At 69.2% G+C, this 17,267-nt stretch carries 17 protein-coding genes; 11 read left to right on the plus strand and 6 right to left on the minus strand.

Going from position 1 to position 17,267, the window contains the following annotated elements; genetic code table 11:
• Positions 1-126: 126 nt before the first annotated feature.
• Positions 127-2,430, plus strand: a complete 2,304-nt coding sequence (locus tag ASF30_RS07225; protein WP_055903926.1) for a polyribonucleotide nucleotidyltransferase — start codon at positions 127-129, stop codon at positions 2,428-2,430.
• Positions 2,431-2,525: 95 nt separating this feature from the next.
• On the opposite strand, the gene ASF30_RS07230 is transcribed toward ASF30_RS07225, so the two are convergent.
• Positions 2,526-2,765 (minus strand): hypothetical protein, encoded by a 240-nt coding sequence (locus ASF30_RS07230; protein ID WP_055903929.1) that lies wholly within the window; start codon positions 2,763-2,765, stop codon positions 2,526-2,528.
• Positions 2,762-3,475, minus strand: coding sequence for an ArsR/SmtB family transcription factor (locus ASF30_RS07235; RefSeq protein ID WP_055903932.1), 714 nt, complete (start codon positions 3,473-3,475; stop codon positions 2,762-2,764). Before ASF30_RS07235 ends, ASF30_RS07230 begins: the two co-directional genes overlap by 4 nt.
• Before the next feature lie 133 nt (positions 3,476-3,608).
• On the opposite strand from ASF30_RS07235, the gene ASF30_RS07240 reads away from it, so the two are divergent.
• The 4 genes from ASF30_RS07240 to ASF30_RS07255 all read left to right on the plus strand — a co-directional run bounded on the left by ASF30_RS07240 (position 3,609) and on the right by ASF30_RS07255 (position 7,263).
• Positions 3,609-4,550, plus strand: coding sequence for an ABC transporter ATP-binding protein (locus tag ASF30_RS07240; protein WP_055903934.1), 942 nt, complete (start codon positions 3,609-3,611; stop codon positions 4,548-4,550).
• Positions 4,547-5,374, plus strand: coding sequence for an ABC transporter permease (locus tag ASF30_RS07245; RefSeq protein ID WP_055903937.1), 828 nt, complete (start codon positions 4,547-4,549; stop codon positions 5,372-5,374). Before ASF30_RS07240 ends, ASF30_RS07245 begins: the two co-directional genes overlap by 4 nt.
• A gap of 81 nt (positions 5,375-5,455) precedes the next feature.
• Complete coding sequence (locus ASF30_RS23315) at positions 5,456-6,655, plus strand: sensor histidine kinase (RefSeq protein WP_157497060.1); 1,200 nt, start codon at positions 5,456-5,458, stop codon at positions 6,653-6,655.
• Positions 6,652-7,263, plus strand: coding sequence for a response regulator transcription factor (locus ASF30_RS07255; protein WP_055903940.1), 612 nt, complete (start codon positions 6,652-6,654; stop codon positions 7,261-7,263). Before ASF30_RS23315 ends, ASF30_RS07255 begins: the two co-directional genes overlap by 4 nt.
• Positions 7,264-7,359: 96 nt before the next feature.
• Here ASF30_RS07255 and ASF30_RS07260 read toward each other — a convergent pair whose 3' ends face one another.
• On the minus strand, positions 7,360-7,839 hold the full coding sequence (locus tag ASF30_RS07260) for an Lrp/AsnC family transcriptional regulator (protein WP_055904791.1): 480 nt from the start codon (positions 7,837-7,839) through the stop codon (positions 7,360-7,362).
• Between the two features lie 189 nt (positions 7,840-8,028).
• Here ASF30_RS07260 and pdhA point away from each other — a divergent pair, with 189 nt between their 5' ends.
• The 4 genes from pdhA (at position 8,029) to ASF30_RS07280 (ending at position 11,984) form a co-directional block, all read left to right on the plus strand.
• A complete protein-coding gene (gene pdhA / locus ASF30_RS07265; protein ID WP_055903944.1) occupies positions 8,029-9,168 on the plus strand; it encodes a pyruvate dehydrogenase (acetyl-transferring) E1 component subunit alpha in 1,140 nt (379 codons plus the stop codon).
• Between the two features lie 2 nt (positions 9,169-9,170).
• Positions 9,171-10,208 carry an alpha-ketoacid dehydrogenase subunit beta gene (locus ASF30_RS07270; RefSeq protein WP_055903947.1) on the plus strand — a complete coding sequence of 346 codons (1,038 nt, stop codon included), beginning with the start codon at positions 9,171-9,173 and terminating at the stop codon, positions 10,206-10,208.
• 2 nt (positions 10,209-10,210) lie between these two features.
• On the plus strand, positions 10,211-11,602 hold the full coding sequence (locus tag ASF30_RS07275) for a dihydrolipoamide acetyltransferase family protein (protein WP_055904796.1): 1,392 nt from the start codon (positions 10,211-10,213) through the stop codon (positions 11,600-11,602).
• A gap of 76 nt (positions 11,603-11,678) precedes the next feature.
• A complete protein-coding gene (locus ASF30_RS07280; protein ID WP_055903950.1) occupies positions 11,679-11,984 on the plus strand; it encodes a 4a-hydroxytetrahydrobiopterin dehydratase in 306 nt (101 codons plus the stop codon).
• A 193-nt stretch (positions 11,985-12,177) separates the two neighbouring features.
• Here ASF30_RS07280 and ASF30_RS07285 read toward each other — a convergent pair whose 3' ends face one another.
• The gene (locus tag ASF30_RS07285; protein WP_055903952.1) at positions 12,178-12,912 is read right to left on the minus strand and encodes an MBL fold metallo-hydrolase; all 735 of its coding nucleotides are present in this window, start codon (positions 12,910-12,912) and stop codon (positions 12,178-12,180) included.
• A gap of 121 nt (positions 12,913-13,033) precedes the next feature.
• Between ASF30_RS07285 and ASF30_RS07290 the strand changes: the two genes are divergently transcribed.
• A complete protein-coding gene (locus ASF30_RS07290; RefSeq protein ID WP_055903955.1) occupies positions 13,034-13,591 on the plus strand; it encodes a TetR/AcrR family transcriptional regulator in 558 nt (185 codons plus the stop codon).
• An 86-nt stretch (positions 13,592-13,677) separates the two neighbouring features.
• Here the strand turns inward: ASF30_RS07290 and ASF30_RS07295 are convergent, their stop codons facing one another.
• Together ASF30_RS07295 and ASF30_RS07300 are read right to left on the minus strand one after the other, a co-directional pair.
• Positions 13,678-14,475, minus strand: coding sequence for a hypothetical protein (locus ASF30_RS07295; RefSeq protein ID WP_157497062.1), 798 nt, complete (start codon positions 14,473-14,475; stop codon positions 13,678-13,680).
• Between the two features lie 447 nt (positions 14,476-14,922).
• Positions 14,923-15,516 carry an SACE_7040 family transcriptional regulator gene (locus ASF30_RS07300; protein WP_055903961.1) on the minus strand — a complete coding sequence of 198 codons (594 nt, stop codon included), beginning with the start codon at positions 15,514-15,516 and terminating at the stop codon, positions 14,923-14,925.
• Between the two features lie 112 nt (positions 15,517-15,628).
• On the opposite strand from ASF30_RS07300, the gene ASF30_RS07305 reads away from it, so the two are divergent.
• On the plus strand, positions 15,629-17,266 hold the full coding sequence (locus ASF30_RS07305) for a carboxyl transferase domain-containing protein (protein ID WP_055903964.1): 1,638 nt from the start codon (positions 15,629-15,631) through the stop codon (positions 17,264-17,266).
• Position 17,267 lies beyond the last annotated feature (1 nt).

A 17,267-nucleotide genomic window follows, 5' to 3' on the forward strand; every position in this document is an offset into this window, starting at 1 on the left:
TGGACTTCTACTGGTGGCCAGCACGAGCACTTCACTGTGAAGCACTTAGTTCTGCCTGTTCCCCTGCTCCGGAGTATGAGTCGTGCCCACACGGGGCTTGCGACGTAAAACAAAGGAGAAGACCTCTTGGAAGGTCCTGAAATCACGTTCGCCGAAACTGTCATCGACAATGGCAAGTACGGCACCCGCACCATCCGCTTCGAGACCGGCCGTCTCGCCCAGCAGGCCCAGGGGTCTGCAGCCGCCTACATCGACGACGAGACCATGCTGCTCTCGGCGACGAGCGCCTCCAAGCAGCCGAAGGACAACTTCGACTTCTTCCCGCTCACGATCGACGTCGAAGAGCGCATGTACGCCGCCGGCCGCATCCCGGGATCGTTCTTCCGTCGCGAGGGTCGCCCCTCGACCGAGGCGATCCTCACCTGCCGCCTGATCGACCGCCCGCTGCGTCCGTCGTTCGTCGACGGCCTCCGCAACGAGATCCAGGTCGTCGTGACGGTCCTGTCCATCGCACCCGACGAGCTCTACGACGTGCTCGCCATCAACGCCGCGTCCATGTCGACGCAGATCGCCGGCCTGCCCTTCTCCGGTCCGATCGGTGGCGTTCGCGTCGCCCTCGTTCCCGGTGAGCACGGAGGCGGCCAGTGGGTCGCCTTCCCGAAGCACTCGCTGCTGGAGGAGGCCGTGTTCAGCATGGTCGTCGCCGGTCGTGTCATCACGGATGCCGCAGGCAACGACGACGTCGCGATCATGATGATCGAGGCCGAGGCCACCGACAACTCGTGGAACCTCATCCAGGGCGGCGCCATCAAGCCGAACGAAGAGGTCATCGCCGAGGGCATCGAGGCGTCGAAGCCGTTCATCAAGCAGCTCGTCGCAGCTCAGGCATCCGTCGCCGCCCAGGCGTCGAAGCCGACCGGTGACTACAAGACCTTCCCGGCCTACGCCCAGAACGTCTACGACGCCGTCGCCGAGGTCGCCTACGAGGAGCTCAAGGGGATCTACCAGATCGCCGACAAGACCTCGCGCCAGAACGCCGACGACGAGCTCAAGGGCCGCGTCAAGGAGGCCGTCGCCGCCAAGGTCGAGGCCGGAGAGCTCGACGCCTCCGCCAACAACCAGGTGAGCGCCGCCTACAAGTCGGTCACCAAGCTCGTGGTGCGCTCGCGCGTGCTCAACGAGGGCGTGCGCATCGACGGCCGCGGCCTGGCGGACATCCGTCCTCTCGACGCCGAGGTCGCCGTCATCCCGCGCGTTCACGGTTCGGCCATCTTCCAGCGCGGAGAGACCCAGATCATGGGCATCACCACGCTGAACATGCTGAAGCTCGAGCAGCAGATCGACTCGCTGAGCCCGGTCACCAAGAAGCGCTACATGCACAACTACAACTTCCCGCCCTACTCGACCGGTGAGACCGGTCGCGTCGGGTCGCCGAAGCGTCGCGAGATCGGGCACGGCGCACTCGCCGAGCGCGCCCTCGTGCCCGTGCTGCCGTCGCGTGAGGAGTTCCCCTACGCCATCCGTCAGGTGTCCGAGGCTCTCGGCTCCAACGGTTCGACGTCGATGGGTTCCGTCTGCGCCTCCACCCTGTCGCTGCTGAACGCCGGTGTGCCCCTCAAGGCTCCCGTCGCCGGCATCGCCATGGGCCTCATCTCCGACACCGTCGACGGCCAGACCCGCTACGCGGCCCTGACCGACATCCTCGGTGCCGAAGACGCCCTCGGTGACATGGACTTCAAGGTCGCCGGTACCAGCGAGTTCGTCACCGCGATCCAGCTCGACACCAAGCTCGACGGCATCCCGGCCTCTGTTCTGGCCGCAGCCCTCAAGCAGGCGAAGGACGCCCGCACGACGATCCTCCAGGTTCTGAACGCGGCGATCGACGCTCCCGACGAGATGGCACCGACCGCGCCCCGCGTGATCAGCGTGCAGATCCCCGTCGACAAGATCGGCGAGCTGATCGGCCCGAAGGGCAAGACGATCAACGCCATCCAGGACGAGACCGGCGCCGACATCTCCATCGAGGAGGACGGCACCGTCTACATCGGCGCCGTCGACGGACCGTCGGCCGAGGCCGCTCGCGCCCAGGTCAACGCGATCGCGAACCCCACCAACCCGGAGGTCGGCGAGCAGTTCCTCGGAACCGTCGTCAAGATCGCCGCGTTCGGTGCGTTCGTCTCGCTGCTCCCCGGCAAGGACGGCCTGCTGCACATCAGCGAGGTGCGCAAGCTCGCCGGTGGCAAGCGCGTCGAGAACGTCGAAGACGTGCTGGGCGTCGGCCAGAAGATCCTCGTGGAGATCACGAAGATCGACGACCGTGGAAAGCTCTCCCTCGCGCCCGTCGTGGCCGAGGACGCCGACACCGAGGGCAGCGCTGCACACAGCGCCGGCCCCGTCGAGCCTGCTGAAGGCGCCGACGTCGAGGCGTAGTCCCCGTCTCCTCTGAGACGACGCAGAATGCCCGCTTCCTTCACGGAGGCGGGCATTCTCGCGTTGTGCCGGGACGGCGCTGGTGCGCTCGGCGTTCAACCCATGGGAATGAACGTCGCCGATCGGATGAGGGCGTCGCGCTCGTCGAGCGCATCCTGACCCATGCGCTGCTGCCGCATGGTGCGCAGCATCCGTTCCCGATCATTCAGGCGGGCGGCGCGCCGGCGACCCCAGGTCTCGAGGGTGCGGCCGACCGTGACGGCGAGTCCGGAGAGCATGCCGGGGAGACGGATGTCGCTCACGGCGTTCGTGCTGGATGCTGATGCTGCGGTCATGATGGCTGCTCCTGTTCCGGTGTCCGGGTGTTCTGGTTCTGGGTGTTCTGGTTCGGGCGAGTGCCCGGTCGTCTCGTGCTGCCGTCCGCCGTCGTCGTCTCTCCACGCACCAGCGGGAAAGCGTTCAGGTGGATCTGAACGGGCCGCGATCCGGTCGACGGAGTCTGCTTGTAGGCGTCGAGGTACTTCCACAGCACGGTGTCGATGTCGACGACGAGCTGGTGCAGCTGCTCGGGGGTGAGCCGCAGGTTGATCGTGTCGCTGGTCGCGATGCTCAGCCACTCCGGTCCGAAGACGCTCTCGCCGTCGGCCAGGTACTCGCGGAAGTTCGCCTCGCGGGAGCGCATCCACTCGTCCGTGATGAGCTGGGTGGCCAGGCGTTCGGGGCTCGCGGCCGGGAACTCGCTGGGCTCCGGCATCGCGATCGACCCCGGCCGACGCTCCCACCAGCGCTCGCGCGCCGTACCGATGCTCTCGTCCTCGCGCACGAGTCCGGCCTTCTCGAGCTGCCGCAGGTGATAGCTCATCACGCCGCTCGACTCGCCGATGCGGGTCGAGAGCCCGCTCGAGGTGAGGGGACCGTAGGCCGAGAGCTCGTCGAGGATGCGGACCCGCAGCGGGTGCGCGAGCGCGCGCAGGGCCGTCCCGTCCAGCACGGCGTCGCGTCCTGGGTGCTGCGTGCTGCTCTGCGGTCGGGGCTCATTGGTCATAGTGCAAAGATACTCTTGCAAAGAAAGGTTTGCAAGCACTTCTTTGCGTGTAGAGGTGACGGATGTCATGGCCTCCTCGTGACGGACGTGTGGGGCGATCGCAGCCCAACGCAACGAACATCGAAGGGTGCAGATGACAGAACTCTCCCCGACGACCCGGACGACTCCAGTCCCGGCGGACGACGCCCCCCTCGCCATCGATGCGGCGGGTCTCACCAAGAGCTTCGGCTCGGTGCATGCGGTCAATGGCATCGACCTCCGGGTGAAGCGCGGTGAGATCGTCGCTTTCCTCGGGCCCAACGGTGCCGGGAAGACCACGACGATCGACATGCTGCTCGGCCTCGCCAAGCCGGATTCGGGCACTGTCGGCATCTTCGGCCGCTCGCCCCGCGCGGCCATCGCGCAGGGGCAGGTCTCCGCGGTGCTCCAGACCGGCGGCCTGCTCAAGGACCTCACGGTGCGCGAGACCGTCCGCCTCACGGCCACCCTGTTCGCCGATCCCCGCCCCGTCGACGAGGTCCTCGAGCGCGCCGGCATCGCCGACATCGGGTCCAGGATGGTCGGGAAGTGCTCCGGCGGCCAGCAGCAGCGCCTGCGCTTCGCCATGGCCCTGCTCTCGGACCCCGGACTGCTCATCCTCGACGAGCCGACGACAGGCATGGACGTGACAGGCCGCCGCGACTTCTGGAACGCCATCCGCACGGATGCCGCCCGCGGACGCACCGTCGTCTTCGCGACGCACTACCTCGACGAGGCCGACGCCTACGCCGACCGCATCATCCTGGTGAGGCACGGGCGCATCGTCGCCGACGGCACCGCCGCCGAGGTCAAGAATCTCGCATCCGGACGAACGATCCGTGCCACGATCCCCGGCCTCGATGAGCGCACCGTCGCAGCGATCGCCGGGGTCGACGCCGTCGAGCGCCACGGCGACTCCTACTCCATCGCTACCCGCGACTCCGATGCCGTTGCCCGCCACCTGTTCGCGGCGACCGGCGCCCGCGACGTGGAGATCACCTCGCATGGCCTCGAAGACGCCTTCATCGCCCTCACCACGGAAGGCAGCGCATCATGACGCACGCACCCGCCGCGACAACGGCATCGGTTCCCATCACCCTCGACCGCAAGGTGCCGCCGTTCGGCGGCTTCAACCTGATGTTCCTCGGCATCGAACTGCGACGGAAGCTCCGCAACAGGCGCACGATCATCTTCACGATCATCTTCCCGGTCGGCATGTTCTTCCTGTCGGGCTACCCGAACAAGGACATCCCGCTGACCGAGGTGCCGATCGCGCAGGGCGGCCTGAGCGTGGCGGCCTACATCATGGTCTCGATGGCGCTCTACGGCGCGATGATGTCGGCGACGGCGGCCGGGGGAGCCGTCGCCGTCGAGCGCTCGCAGGGCTGGAGCCGGCAACTGAGGCTCACGCCGCTGAACCCCGTGGCGAACGTGGCGACCAAGATCATCGCGGGGCTGCTGCTCGGCCTCGTCGCGGTCGGGGCGACCTATCTCGCCGGTGCCCTCTCGGGCATCCAGATGTCGGCCGAGCAGTGGCTGCTGTCCGGACTCGCCAGCTGGCTGCTCGGCTCGACAGTGTTCACGGCTCTCGGCCTCATGGTCGGCTACCTGGTGCCGAGCGAGAACGCCATGCAGCTCACGAGCCTCGTCGTCGTGTTCTTCTCCTTCGTCGGCGGGCTGTTCTACCCGCTCAGCATGATGCCGCCGGTGGTCCAGTCGATCGCAGCGTGGACTCCGGTCTACGGCATCGGCGAGATCGCGCGTGCGCCGCTCACCGGCGCCGGCTTCGAGCCGCTCGCACTGCTGAACGCCATCGCCTGGCTGGTGATCTTCGCGCTCGGCACCATCGTGCTGTTCCGTCGTGACACGAAGCGCGTGTGACAGCGCGGTCCGCCGCGCATCGAGTGCGGCATCCGGCAGCGTGGCATCCGTGAGATTCGTGCGATCAGTGACCGAGGGGGCGTGAGTATCGTGGACGGAGTGACCGACGAGGACCGTGGGACTGCGGAGGACCCCCGCTTCGCCGGCTGGGGCGTGCTGGTGGAGTCGCCGACGCCCACGACACTCGCGTCCGTCGTGCACACACTCGGCAGCCCGGGAGCACGGCGTTGGTACTTCGGAGCCGGCATCGCCCTGCTCTGGCTGATCTCGGTCGCCGCGGAGGTGCTGAAGATCGTCGACTCCCCGGCCGAGACGGCGATAGCCATCGGGTTGCTCGTGGTATTCGGCGTCGTCTTCGCCCTCGGAGCGCCCATAGCCTGGGCTCTGCCGAAGCGCGATCGTCCGTGGGTGGCCGTCGCGTTGTGGGTGGTCTCGTTCAGCCTGTTCCCCTTCATCGGGTGGGAGGTCACGAACCTCTGGACCTATGTCGGCGTGCTGATCGCCATGGCGCTCATCGATCCGCGGGCGACCTGGATGAGCATCATCGGGCTCGGTGTCCTCGCAGCGATCTGCGGCTGGATCGAGGGAGGAAGCACCGAGGAAATCCTCACGACCCCCGCGATCATCGTCTCCATCTCGCTCATGATGGCCGCGTTCGCCAGGCAGCTGGCCATTGCGAACCAGCTGCGCGACACCCAGCGTGAGATGACCCGCCTCGCCGCAGTGCAGGAGCGGGGGCGCGTCGCGCGCGACATCCACGACATCCTCGGCCACTCCCTGACCGTGATCACCGTGAAGGCCGAGCTCGCCGGGCGGCTGCTCGACGTCGACGTCGAACGCGCTCGTACGGAGATCGGCGAGGTCGAGACCCTGGCGCGCGGGGCGCTCGCCGACGTGCGCACGACGGTGGCCGGGTTCCGGGGCGTGAATGTGACGGCCGAGCTGGCCGCAGCCCGGTCGGCCCTCGCCAGTGCCGGCATCCGCCCCGAGTTCCCCTCCAGCACGGATGCCGTGCCACCGGGCCGCCGCGAACTCGCGGGCTGGGTCGTGCGTGAGGGAGTGACGAACGTGATCCGCCACTCGGGGGCGAGCGTCTGCCGGGTGCGCCTGGAGCCCGACCTGATCGAGGTGGCCGATGATGGCGGCGGCGAGGTCGTCGCGGTGTCGGCACTGGCGTCGACCGGGCTGAGTGGCCTGCGTGAGCGTGTCGAGGCGGCGGGGCTGAAGCTCACGACGGGCCGCTCGGATCTCGGCGGCTTCGAACTCAGGGTGAGCGCATGATCCGCCTGCTCATCGCCGACGACCAGGCGCTCGTGCGCGGTGCCCTCTCCGCGCTCCTCGGACTCGAACCCGACATCGAGGTCGTGGCCGACGTCGGACGCGGCGACGAGGTGGTCGACGCGGCCATCCGCGCCAGCCCCGACGTCGCCCTGCTCGACATCGAGATGCCCGGCCTCGATGGGATCGCCGCGGCCTCGCTTCTGCGCGAACGGATGCCGGACTGCCGCGTCATCATGGTGACGACGTTCGGTCGGCCGGGGTACCTGCGCCGTGCCATGCAGGCCGGTGCCTCCGGGTTCGTCGTGAAGGACACACCGGCCGCGCAACTCGCCGATGCCGTGCGCCGGGTGAGCCAGGGCTTGCGCGTCGTCGACCCGAGCCTCGCTGCGGAGTCGCTGACTCAGGGCGACTCGCCGCTCACCGAGCGGGAGACGGACGTCCTGTCGGTGTCGCGCGCCGGGGGATCGATCACCGACATCGCCGCCATCCTGCACCTGTCCGAGGGCACCGTGCGCAACCACCTCTCGAGCATCATCGGCAAGACCGGCGGCCGCAATCGGGCGGATGCCGCCAGGATCGCCGAGGACAACGGCTGGCTGATCGGCTGAGGCGTGGCGGTTCCACGCCGAGAACGACCTTCGTGCGGGTGGGCGGGGTGTCGCACCCGCAGGTACTGCGTTCTCGGCGGTGCACCAGTGCGTGCACTACGTTCTCGGTGACTCCACGGCGCGGTCCAGCAGTGGGCGCAGCCGGAACGGCACCAGCTCGCCCATCGACAGGCTGGTCTCGGTGCGCTCGACGCCGTCGATCGCGAGGATGTCCCCGTCGATCCGGAAGAGGTGCTCGGCGTCGGTGCAGACGACCTGCACGAGCAGGTCGATCTGGCCGCTCAACCCGTGCGCCTGGATGACCTCGGGAATCGCCGCGATCGCCTCGACGATGGCGCCGAGAGCCTTCTGCTGCACGTGGACGGCGATGAACGCCGAGAGCGGGTAGCCGAGCGCCGTCGGATCGATGCGCCGGTCGAGCGACTGCAGCACGCCCGAGGTGGCCAGGCGCGCCAGTCGGGTCTGCACGGTGTTGCGCGACAGTCCGAGGCGGTCGGCGATGGCGACGGCCGTCGCTCGGGGCTCGTCGCTGAGGGCGCGCAGCAGGTGCACATCGGTGGAGTCGATCGGTTGCATGATGCGCAACGATAGCACCGGCATCCGTCGCCCGATCGTGCAACATGCTCAACAGCATCCATGATCATTGTGCCGGATGCCCAACGGGCTTATCGTAGAGGCACCAGCCGCAGCGTCGCGGCGGGTCGATCCGCAGAGCTCACGAGGCCACGCGGATCGCGGTCGCGACAGAGAAGGTTGCGCACGATCATGACCATTCACCAGCAACTCATGACTTCCACGGATGCGGCCCCCGGGGCCGCCGATGACGTGGTGCAGCTGATCACTCCGGCTGGAGTCCGGCAGGCGAACCCGGCCTTCGACCCGTGGGTCGCCGGACTCACCGCCGATGAGTTCCGGGCCCTCTACGAGGACATGGTCGTCGTGCGACGGATGGACGCCGAGGCGACGGCGCTGCAGCGCCAGGGTGAGCTCGGACTGTGGCCGCCGGTGCTCGGCCAGGAGGCAGCCCAGATCGGTTCGGGCCGGGCGCTCCGCTCCGACGACTTCGTCTTCTCGAGCTACCGCGAGCACGGCGTCGCCTACTGCCGGGGCGTGAAGCCGGCGCAGGTCACCCCGGTCTGGCGTGGCGTCGCCGCATCGGGCTGGAACCCCTACGACGTCAACATGGCCGCGCCGCAGGTGATCATCGGCGCCCAGGCGCTGCACGCAGTGGGGTACGCGATGGGCATCCAGAACGACGGCGAGGATGCCGCGGCCATCGCCTACTTCGGCGACGGCGCCACAAGTGAGGGCGACGTGAACGAGGCGCTGGTGTTCGCGGCCAGCTTCCGGGCGCCGGTCGTCTTCTTCTGCCAGAACAACCAGTGGGCCATCTCGGAGCCCGTCGGCCTGCAGGCTCAACGCAGCATCGCGGACCGCGCGCCGGGCTTCGGCATCCCGAGCCTGCGCGTCGACGGCAACGACGTGCTCGCCGTCATGGCGGCGACGAGGGTGGCACTCGACCGGGCACGCACAGGGGGTGGCCCGACGTTCATCGAGGCCGTGACCTACCGCATGGGTCCGCACACCACCGCCGACGACCCGACGCGCTATCGCCCCCAGGGCGAGCTCGAGGAGTGGCGCGCGAAGGACCCCATCTCGCGCTTCGCCGCCTTCCTCACCGAGGCGGGCATCCTCGATGACGGCACTGTGGCTGCCGTCGCCGCGAAGGCTGATGCCGTCGCCATGGAGCTGCGCGCCGCCTGCATCGCACTCCGCGATCCCGCGGCGCTCACAGTGTTCGACAACGTCTACGCCGAGTCGAACAGCACCATCGACCGCGAGCGCGACCACTACGCGCGCTACCTCGCCATGTTCGGCGACTCCGGTGAGGGGGAGGTCCGATGACCATGCTCGATGCCCCGGTCGACACGCAGACCCTCACCCTGGCGAACGCCATCAACGCCGGCCTGCGCCGCGCCCTGCGCGACGACGACAAGGTCGTGCTGCTCGGCGAGGACATCGGCACCCTCGGCGGCGTCTACAGGGTGACCGACGGGCTGCAGCGCGAGTTCGGCGCCCGGCGCGTCGTCGACACGCCGCTCGCCGAGGCCGGCATCCTCGGCACGGCCGTCGGACTCGCGTATCGCGGATACAGGCCGGTGTGCGAGATCCAGTTCGACGGCTTCATCTACCCGGCCTTCGACCAGATCGTTGCGCAGGTCGCCAAGCTGCACTACCGCACCCAGGGTGCGGTGCGGATGCCCATCACGATCCGCGTGCCCTTCGGCGGCGGGATCGGCGCGGCCGAGCACCACTCGGAGTCGCCCGAGGCCTACTTCACGCATACCTCGGGCCTGCGCGTCGTCGCGGTCTCCAACCCGCAGGACGCCTACGCGATGATCCGCCAGGCCATTGCGAGCGACGACCCCGTGCTCTACTTCGAGCCCAAGCGGCGCTATCACCAGAAGGCGCCGGTCGAACTCGATGGGGCTCTCGCAGCCGCAGAGCCCATGGGCGCCGCGCGCGTGGTCGCCCCGGGCACCGACGTCACCCTGCTCGCCTACGGGCCCCTCGTGCAGACGGCGACGGATGCGGCGAGAGCGGCGGCGGCAGACGGCATCTCGATCGAGGTCATCGACCTGCGCTCGCTGGCGCCAGTGGACTACGCCACGATCGAGGCGTCGGTTCGACGCACCGGGCGTCTGGTGATCGCCCACGAGGCGGGCTCGCAGGGCGGAATCGGCGGAGAGATCGCCGCCAGCGTCACGGAGCGCTGCTTCAGCTACCTCGAGCACGCTCCGGTGAGGGTCACGGGCTTCGACGTGCCCTACCCGCCCTCGAGGCTCGAGGTGCACCACGTGCCCGACCTCGACCGCATCCTCGACGGGGTCGACCGCGCACTCGGTCGGAGCAACTCCCTGAGCGGGCTGGAGGCCGGCTGGTGAGCGTGCTGCTGGACTTCCGCCTGCCCGACCTGGGTGAGGGCCTCACCGAGTCCGAGATCGTGAACTGGCACGTCGGCGTCGGCGACACGGTGACACTCAACCAGGTGATCGCCGAGGTCGAGACCGCCAAGGCCATCGTCGAGCTGCCGTCGCCGTATGCGGGCATCGTGGCGCGGCTGTACGCCGAGCCCGGAGTGACCGTGAACGTGGGGGAGCCCATAGTTTCCTTCGAGGTCGAGGGTGGTGCGGCTCCGGATGCCGCCGCTCGGTCGACGGATTCCGGCGCCGACGCGCCGCAACCGAACCTCGTCGGCTACGGCGCGCGCGCCGAGAGCGGGACGCCGCAGCGGCGCGCACGTCGGGCGGTGGGGGAGGCGCCGGTGGTACCGGCGGCCGAGACCGTCTCGACGACGACGACGGCTCCGGCGCCGCTGGCGAGCGCACCGGCGCCCGAAACCACGACGCAGACGCCCGCTCCGACGCCATCGCGGCCGAGCACAGCCCAGCCCGCCGAGCGCCCACGCTCGACTCCGCCCGTGCGCAAGCTGGCGCACGATCTCGGCGTCGACCTGGCGCAGCTCATGGGCACGGGCGAGCACGGCCTGATCACGCGCGACGACGTGGAGGCTGCAGCATCCGTCATGCCCTCAGGGGTCGGCACTGTCCCGAACCAGCCGGCCCCTGAGCCCTCAGCGCGGCAGACGCGGACGCCCATCCGCAGTGTGCGCAAGCACACTGCAGCGGCGATGGTGCAGAGCGCCTTCACGGCGCCTCACGTCACGGAGTTCCTCGCCGTCGACGTCACGGCGACCATGGAGCTGCTCGCGCGCCTCAAGCAGGATCGGGCGCTCACCGAACACCGCATCGGCATCCTCGCGATCGTGGCCAAGGCGCTGTGCATCGCGCTCACGCGCAACCCCTCACTCAACACGCACTGGGACGAGGCCGCCCAGGAGATCGTCGAGTTCCACTACGTGAACCTCGGCATCGCCGCCGCGACGCCGCGCGGGCTGGTCGTGCCGAACATCCCGGATGCCGGCGACCTCACCCTGCCGGCGCTCGCCGATGCGCTCGCACTGCTCACCGCGACGGCTCGCGAGGGTCGCACCGAGCCGGCGCGATTGGCCGGTGGCACGATCTCGATCACCAACATCGGGGTCTTCGGCATCGATGCGGGTACCCCCATCCTGAATCCCGGGGAGGCGGCCATCCTCGCGATGGGCGCCGTGCGACGGGAGCCGCGCGAGCACGACGGCGGCATCGCCCTGCGTGACGTGATGACGCTCAGCCTGTCGTTCGACCACAGGCTCGTCGACGGCGAACAGGGCTCGCGCTTCCTCGCCGACATCGGCACGATGCTGCGCGACCCGGCCCGGGCGCTCGCGATGGTGTGACGCATCCGTCGCCCGATGGTCGTGAGGTTCCGGATGCCGCTATCCAGCGAGCGCGCTGGGGGAGGAGTATGACCCCATGGCAACCCTCGAACCCTCCGACACCGCCGCCGAGCTCGACGGCACGGCCTTCATCCACGAGGACGATTCACTGACGGCGTCGTTCTCCACCGCCGACTTCGCGAGCGCGGTGCGGCTCCTCGACGCCGTCGCCGTGGTGGCCGACGAACTCGACCACCATCCCGACGTGCTCGTCGGTTACGGATCGATCGTCTTCGACCTGACCTCCCACGACGCCGATGGCGTGACTGCGCGCGACGTGCGGTTGGCGAAGCGCATCCAGGCCATCGCCGACGAGCAGGGAGCGACGCCGGCGGAGGAGTGAGGGTGCGTGGCTTCGCGCTCGGTCGTTCGTCGGCCATCCGCTATCGAGTCGGCGTCCCGCTCGCCACGTATGGCCGCTCCTCCATCGCCCGCTCGCCACGTGTGGCCGCTCCTCCATCGCCCGCTCGCCACGTGTGGCCGCATGGGGACGGCCGTAGCGGCCAGAAGTGGCGAGCGGCGAGGAGTCCCGCGCGTCAGGAGGGCCGAGACGCCCCGTCGGATGCCGCAGCCCGCACCAGACGCACGATCTCGTCGCTGCCGCCATTCCACGGTGTCCCGTGCCCCGGCAGCACCCACGTCGCGCCGAGGCCCTCGAGCCGTGAGAGCGAGTCGATCGCCAGCGCCGGCTCGTCGGTGAAGGGAGCCGGCTGCGGGCCTCGCCGCCCGGTGAGCACGTGTCGGGTGGTGAGGGCATCGCCGACGAAGACTGCACTCACGCTCGGAACGTAGACGGCCACGCTTCCGGCCGAGTGTCCGGGCAGCCCGATGATGCGCGGCGCTCCCGGCAGGTCGAGCACGTCGCCGTCGCGCATGGTCGTGACCTCGCTCAGGTAGGTGGTGCGCAGGCCGCCCTTCCGGGCCGCGTACCAGAAGAAGCGGGCGACGGCACCGAGTCGCATCCGTCCCCACTCCGCCTCGGGCTTGATCTCGCCGCGGGCCCTGGCGGCATCGGCCTCGTGGACGAAGACGGGAACGCCGTGCTCTCGACGGAGCCTCTCCGCGAAGCCGATGTGATCGGTGTCGCCGTGCGTGAGGACGAGTCCGCGCACGTCGGAGAGGTCGCGACCCATCGCGGCGAGTTCCTTCTCGAGTTCGCCCCAGTGGCCGGCGAGGCCGGCGTCGACGATGGTGATGCCGTCGGCGGTGTCGACCAGGTAGGCGGCCACGATGTCGTTGCCGATGCGGTGCAGTGATGGCGCGAGTTGCATGGGTCGATCCTTCGGATGTGTGTGATGATCGTCGTGATGGCTATGGTACGTAGCCTTGATGGCTAAAGTCAATAGCCATCAGCTACGCTCGACATCACTCGACACTTCGAAGGAGACACGGATGCCGACCCCCGACCGCACCTCGCTCGACGCCATCATCGCGGCGGGCCGCGACATCCTGCGCTCCGACGGCCTTCCGGGCCTCACCATGCAGGCCGTCGCCCAGCGGGTGGGGGTGCGCGCGCCGTCGCTGTACAAGAGGGTGCGCGGCCGCGATGACCTCCTGCGCCTCGTCGTCGAGGCCTCGCTCCACGATCTCGACGTGCGCATCGACGCCGCTCTCGCCGATGGCGGCGTGGATGCCGGCGACGATCTCATCGAGCTCGCCCGAACCATGCGCTCCTTCTCCCGCGAGAACCCCGCCGAGTATCGCCTGATCTTCGCCGACGTACCGGATGCTGCGAGGGCGAGCGCGCTCCAGCGCTCGAGTGCGGCTGTGCTCAGCGTCGCCGAGCGGCTGGCCGGCTCCGACGACGCCCTACCCGCGGCGCGCACCATCACCGCGTGGGCGAACGGGTTCATCAGCATGGAGCTCGCCGGAGCCTTCCGCCTCGGAGGCGACGTCGACGAGGCGTTCGAGTACGGCGCCCGCCGTATCGCGGCGGCCCTCGCCCGCTGAGCGACGGCTGTCCGCCTTCGTCACGCGCACAATTCAGGCCGCATCCATCGCCACGCCGGTGGTGCAGCGCAGATCTACGGCGTCTCTCAGTTCTGGCCTGAAATGTGCGCGAGTTCGGCGTCGGTGAGAGGGACGCCCCGCGGGTGACGCAGCGCGCGCAGGGCCTGCGCATCCTCGACGACGCGCACGACCGTCGCCCAGGTGGACTTCCAGTGGGTGTGGATGTGTGGGGGATTGACCGTGAGCATCATCATTCCCAGGCCCTGCGCTCCAAGCACGCGCCCGGTATCCCTGAGTACGGCTTCGTTGCCGCTGTGGAACTCCATCCCGTTCACCTCGAAGCCGACGCAGTCCTCGATGATCCCGTCGAGACGCCCCACTCCGACGACTTCGGGTTGCGCCACGACCGAGTACCCACCACGCCGCACTCGAGTGATGAAGATCGACTCCCACCCCGAGTCCGCCTCCGGCGTGAGTTCGGTGAGGAGACCACGGATCCTGTGAGGAAGTGCGGCCACCACACGCTCGACCTCGATCCGCTTGAGGACACCTCGACGGAGGATGGAGTCCATGCAGGCGATCGCATGCTCATCGTCCTGGCACAGCAGCGCCTGGGCGAGCGCCTGGCCGGGTGAGACGATCCAATCCAACCCGCCGGTCCCAGTGAGCTCGTTCCAGTGCACGGTGGGCTCACCGACTCCGGCGAGGCGTACCTCGCTCGTCGCTGTGAGTTGCGGGTCGATCGATGGATGCCAGACTCCTCTCGCCGTGCTCGATGAGCTCCTACCCGCTTCGCGACGCAGCCGGGCCGCGTTCGCCGCGACCTGGATGTGGAGCGTGTCGCCGACTCCGGACCAGACGCCCCACCGGCGCAGGGCACTCACACAGCCGATGCGACCGCCCAGCGCGACGGCACGAAGCTGATCGGCGTCCGCCTTCGCCGTAGCGAACCACCCCCGTCGCACGCGCGTGAGCTCACCATCGCGGAGTGCTCTCTCGACATCCGCTCTTCGTGCGCCGTGCCGGGCCAGGGTGCGTGTCTGAGCGATCTGTCCAAGAGAGTCCATGAGAGTAGGGAAGGTCGGCATCGATCGAGACTCCTCCCTACGGTGGAAGATCTCCGAAGGCGGTGTCGACATGTGCTTCCTCACGCCGCCAGTGATCGTTGCGGAGGAGCCCCACCCGCCTACGACGCTGCACGCGATTCAGGCCGGATCTCGCGACGCGTCGCCAAGGAGCATCGTGGGTGTGGCGCGTCGGCCGTCCAAGCCTGAATTACGCAAGCAAACGGGCACGTGAACCTGCGAGCGGGCACGGCGATGGGAGCGCGCCTATGCCTCGAGGGCCGCCAGCGCCATCTGCTCCAGCGCCGCACGCACGGCGGCAGCGGCGGGCTGACGCGCTCCGGTGCGGGCGCTGTGCGGCGTGGAGTTCATGAGGCCGAACGCTGCGTGGGCGCGCACGCGCAGTTCGGCATCCGTTCGCGACGGATGCAGCAGCGCCAGCACGCCCACCCAGAGCTCGACGTAGCGACGCTGCAGGCTGCGCACGGCATGGCTGTCGGATGCGGCGAGGCTGGAGATGTCGCGGTCCTGCACGAGGATGACGTCGGCGTTGGCGAGGGCGAAGTCGACGTGGAAGCTCACGAGGCCGGTCAGTGCGTGCGAAGCGTCGGGTGCCGCCTCGACCACGGTGCGGCCGCCGTCGAGCAGGCCCGTGCTCGCATCGACGAGGATGGCCGCCAGCACGGCCTGCTTGCCGGGGAAGTGCCTGTACACCGCCGGGCCGCTCACGCCGGCGGCCGCACCCAGGTCGCCGATGGACACCCCGGCGAATCCACGCTCGGCGAACAGAGTGGCGGCTGCGGACAGGAGACTGCCGCGACGGTCGGCCTTGGCCTGCGCCCGCTCGGTGGTCTCGTTCATCGCTTGCCATTTCAGTTAACGATCGCTAACATCGGATTCAGTTAGTGAACACTAACCGAAATCACGCGGAGTCCACAAGGCACCGCGCCGTCGATGGAGACGAGAACACCGGATGCCGCCCACCCCCAGCGCGCCCAGCCCGGCGGACACAGCACCAGGCCCGCGCGCGAACGCCGACGCCCAGCGGGCCCTCGTCGCCGAGCTGCACGCCAGGCTCGCCATCGCGGCCGAGGGTGGGAGCGCCGAGTCACGCGACCGCCACACCGGGCGGGGGAAGCTGCTCCCGCGCGACAGGGTGGACCGGCTCCTCGACGACGGCAGCCCGTTCCTCGAGATCGCGCCGCTCGCCGGCGACGGCCTCTACGACGACGCGACACCGGCAGCCGGCCTCATCGCCGGCATCGGCCTGGTGCGCGGGCGCCATGTGCTCGTCATCGCCAACGACGCCACGGTCAAGGGCGGCACGTACTACCCGATGACTGTCAAGAAGCACCTGCGCGCACAGGAGATCGCCTTCGAGAATCGGCTGCCGTGCATCTACCTCGTCGACTCCGGCGGCGCGTTCCTGCCCAAGCAGGACGAGGTATTCCCCGACCGCGATCACTTCGGTCGCATCTTCTTCAACCAGGCACGGATGTCGGCAGCCGGCATCCCGCAGGTCTCGGCCGTGCTCGGCTCCTGCACGGCCGGAGGCGCCTACGTCCCGGCCATGAGCGACGAGACTGTCATCGTGCGCGGGCAGGGCACCATCTTCCTCGGCGGTCCGCCGCTCGTGAAGGCGGCCATCGGCGAGGTCGTCACCCCTGAGGAGCTCGGCGGCGGCGAGCTCCACGCCCACACCTCGGGCGTCACCGACCACCTCGCCGAGAACGACGAGCACGCCCTCGCCATCGTGCGCGACATCGTGGCGACGCTGCCGCAGCCCGCGGCATCAGCGTGGACGGTGACCGAGTCGATGCCTCCGGCGACGGATGCCGGCGACCTCGCCTCGGTGGTCCCCGTCGACGTGCAGCAGCCCTACGACGTGCACGAGGTGATCGCCCGCATCATCGACGCGCCGGCGCCCGGCGCCGACACCGGCACCGCCTTCCACGAGTTCAAGAAGGAGTACGGCGACACCCTCGTCACGGGGTTCGCCCGCATCCACGGCCACCCGGTCGGCATCGTCGCCAACAACGGCGTGCTGTTCAGCGAGTCGGCCATGAAGGGCGCGCACTTCATCGAGCTGTGCGATCAGCGCGGCATCCCGCTGGTCTTCCTCCAGAACATCTCGGGCTTCATGGTGGGCCGCGATGCCGAGGCCGGCGGCATCGCCAAGCACGGAGCCAAGATGGTCACGGCCGTCGCGACCACGCGGGTGCCGAAGCTCACCGTCGTCATCGGCGGCAGCTTCGGCGCCGGCAACTACTCGATGTGCGGACGTGCCTACTCGCCGCGCTTCCTCTGGATGTGGCCGAACGCCCGCATCAGCGTCATGGGCGGTCCGCAGGCCGCATCCGTGCTCGCCACGGTCAAGCGCGACCAGCTCGAGGCCCGCGGACAGGAGTGGTCTTCCGACGACGAGGCCGCATTCACCGCCCCGATCCGAGAGCAGTACGAGACCCAGGGCAGCCCGTACTACTCGACGGCCCGCCTCTGGGACGACGGCATCATCGACCCGGCCGACACCCGCACCGTGCTCGGCCTCGCCCTCGACGTGTGCTCGCGCACCCCGCTGCCCGAACCCCGCTTCGGCCTGTTCCGGATGTGAC

This window comes from Leifsonia sp. Leaf264, from assembly GCF_001422325.1.
Classification (GTDB): domain Bacteria; phylum Actinomycetota; class Actinomycetes; order Actinomycetales; family Microbacteriaceae; genus Orlajensenia.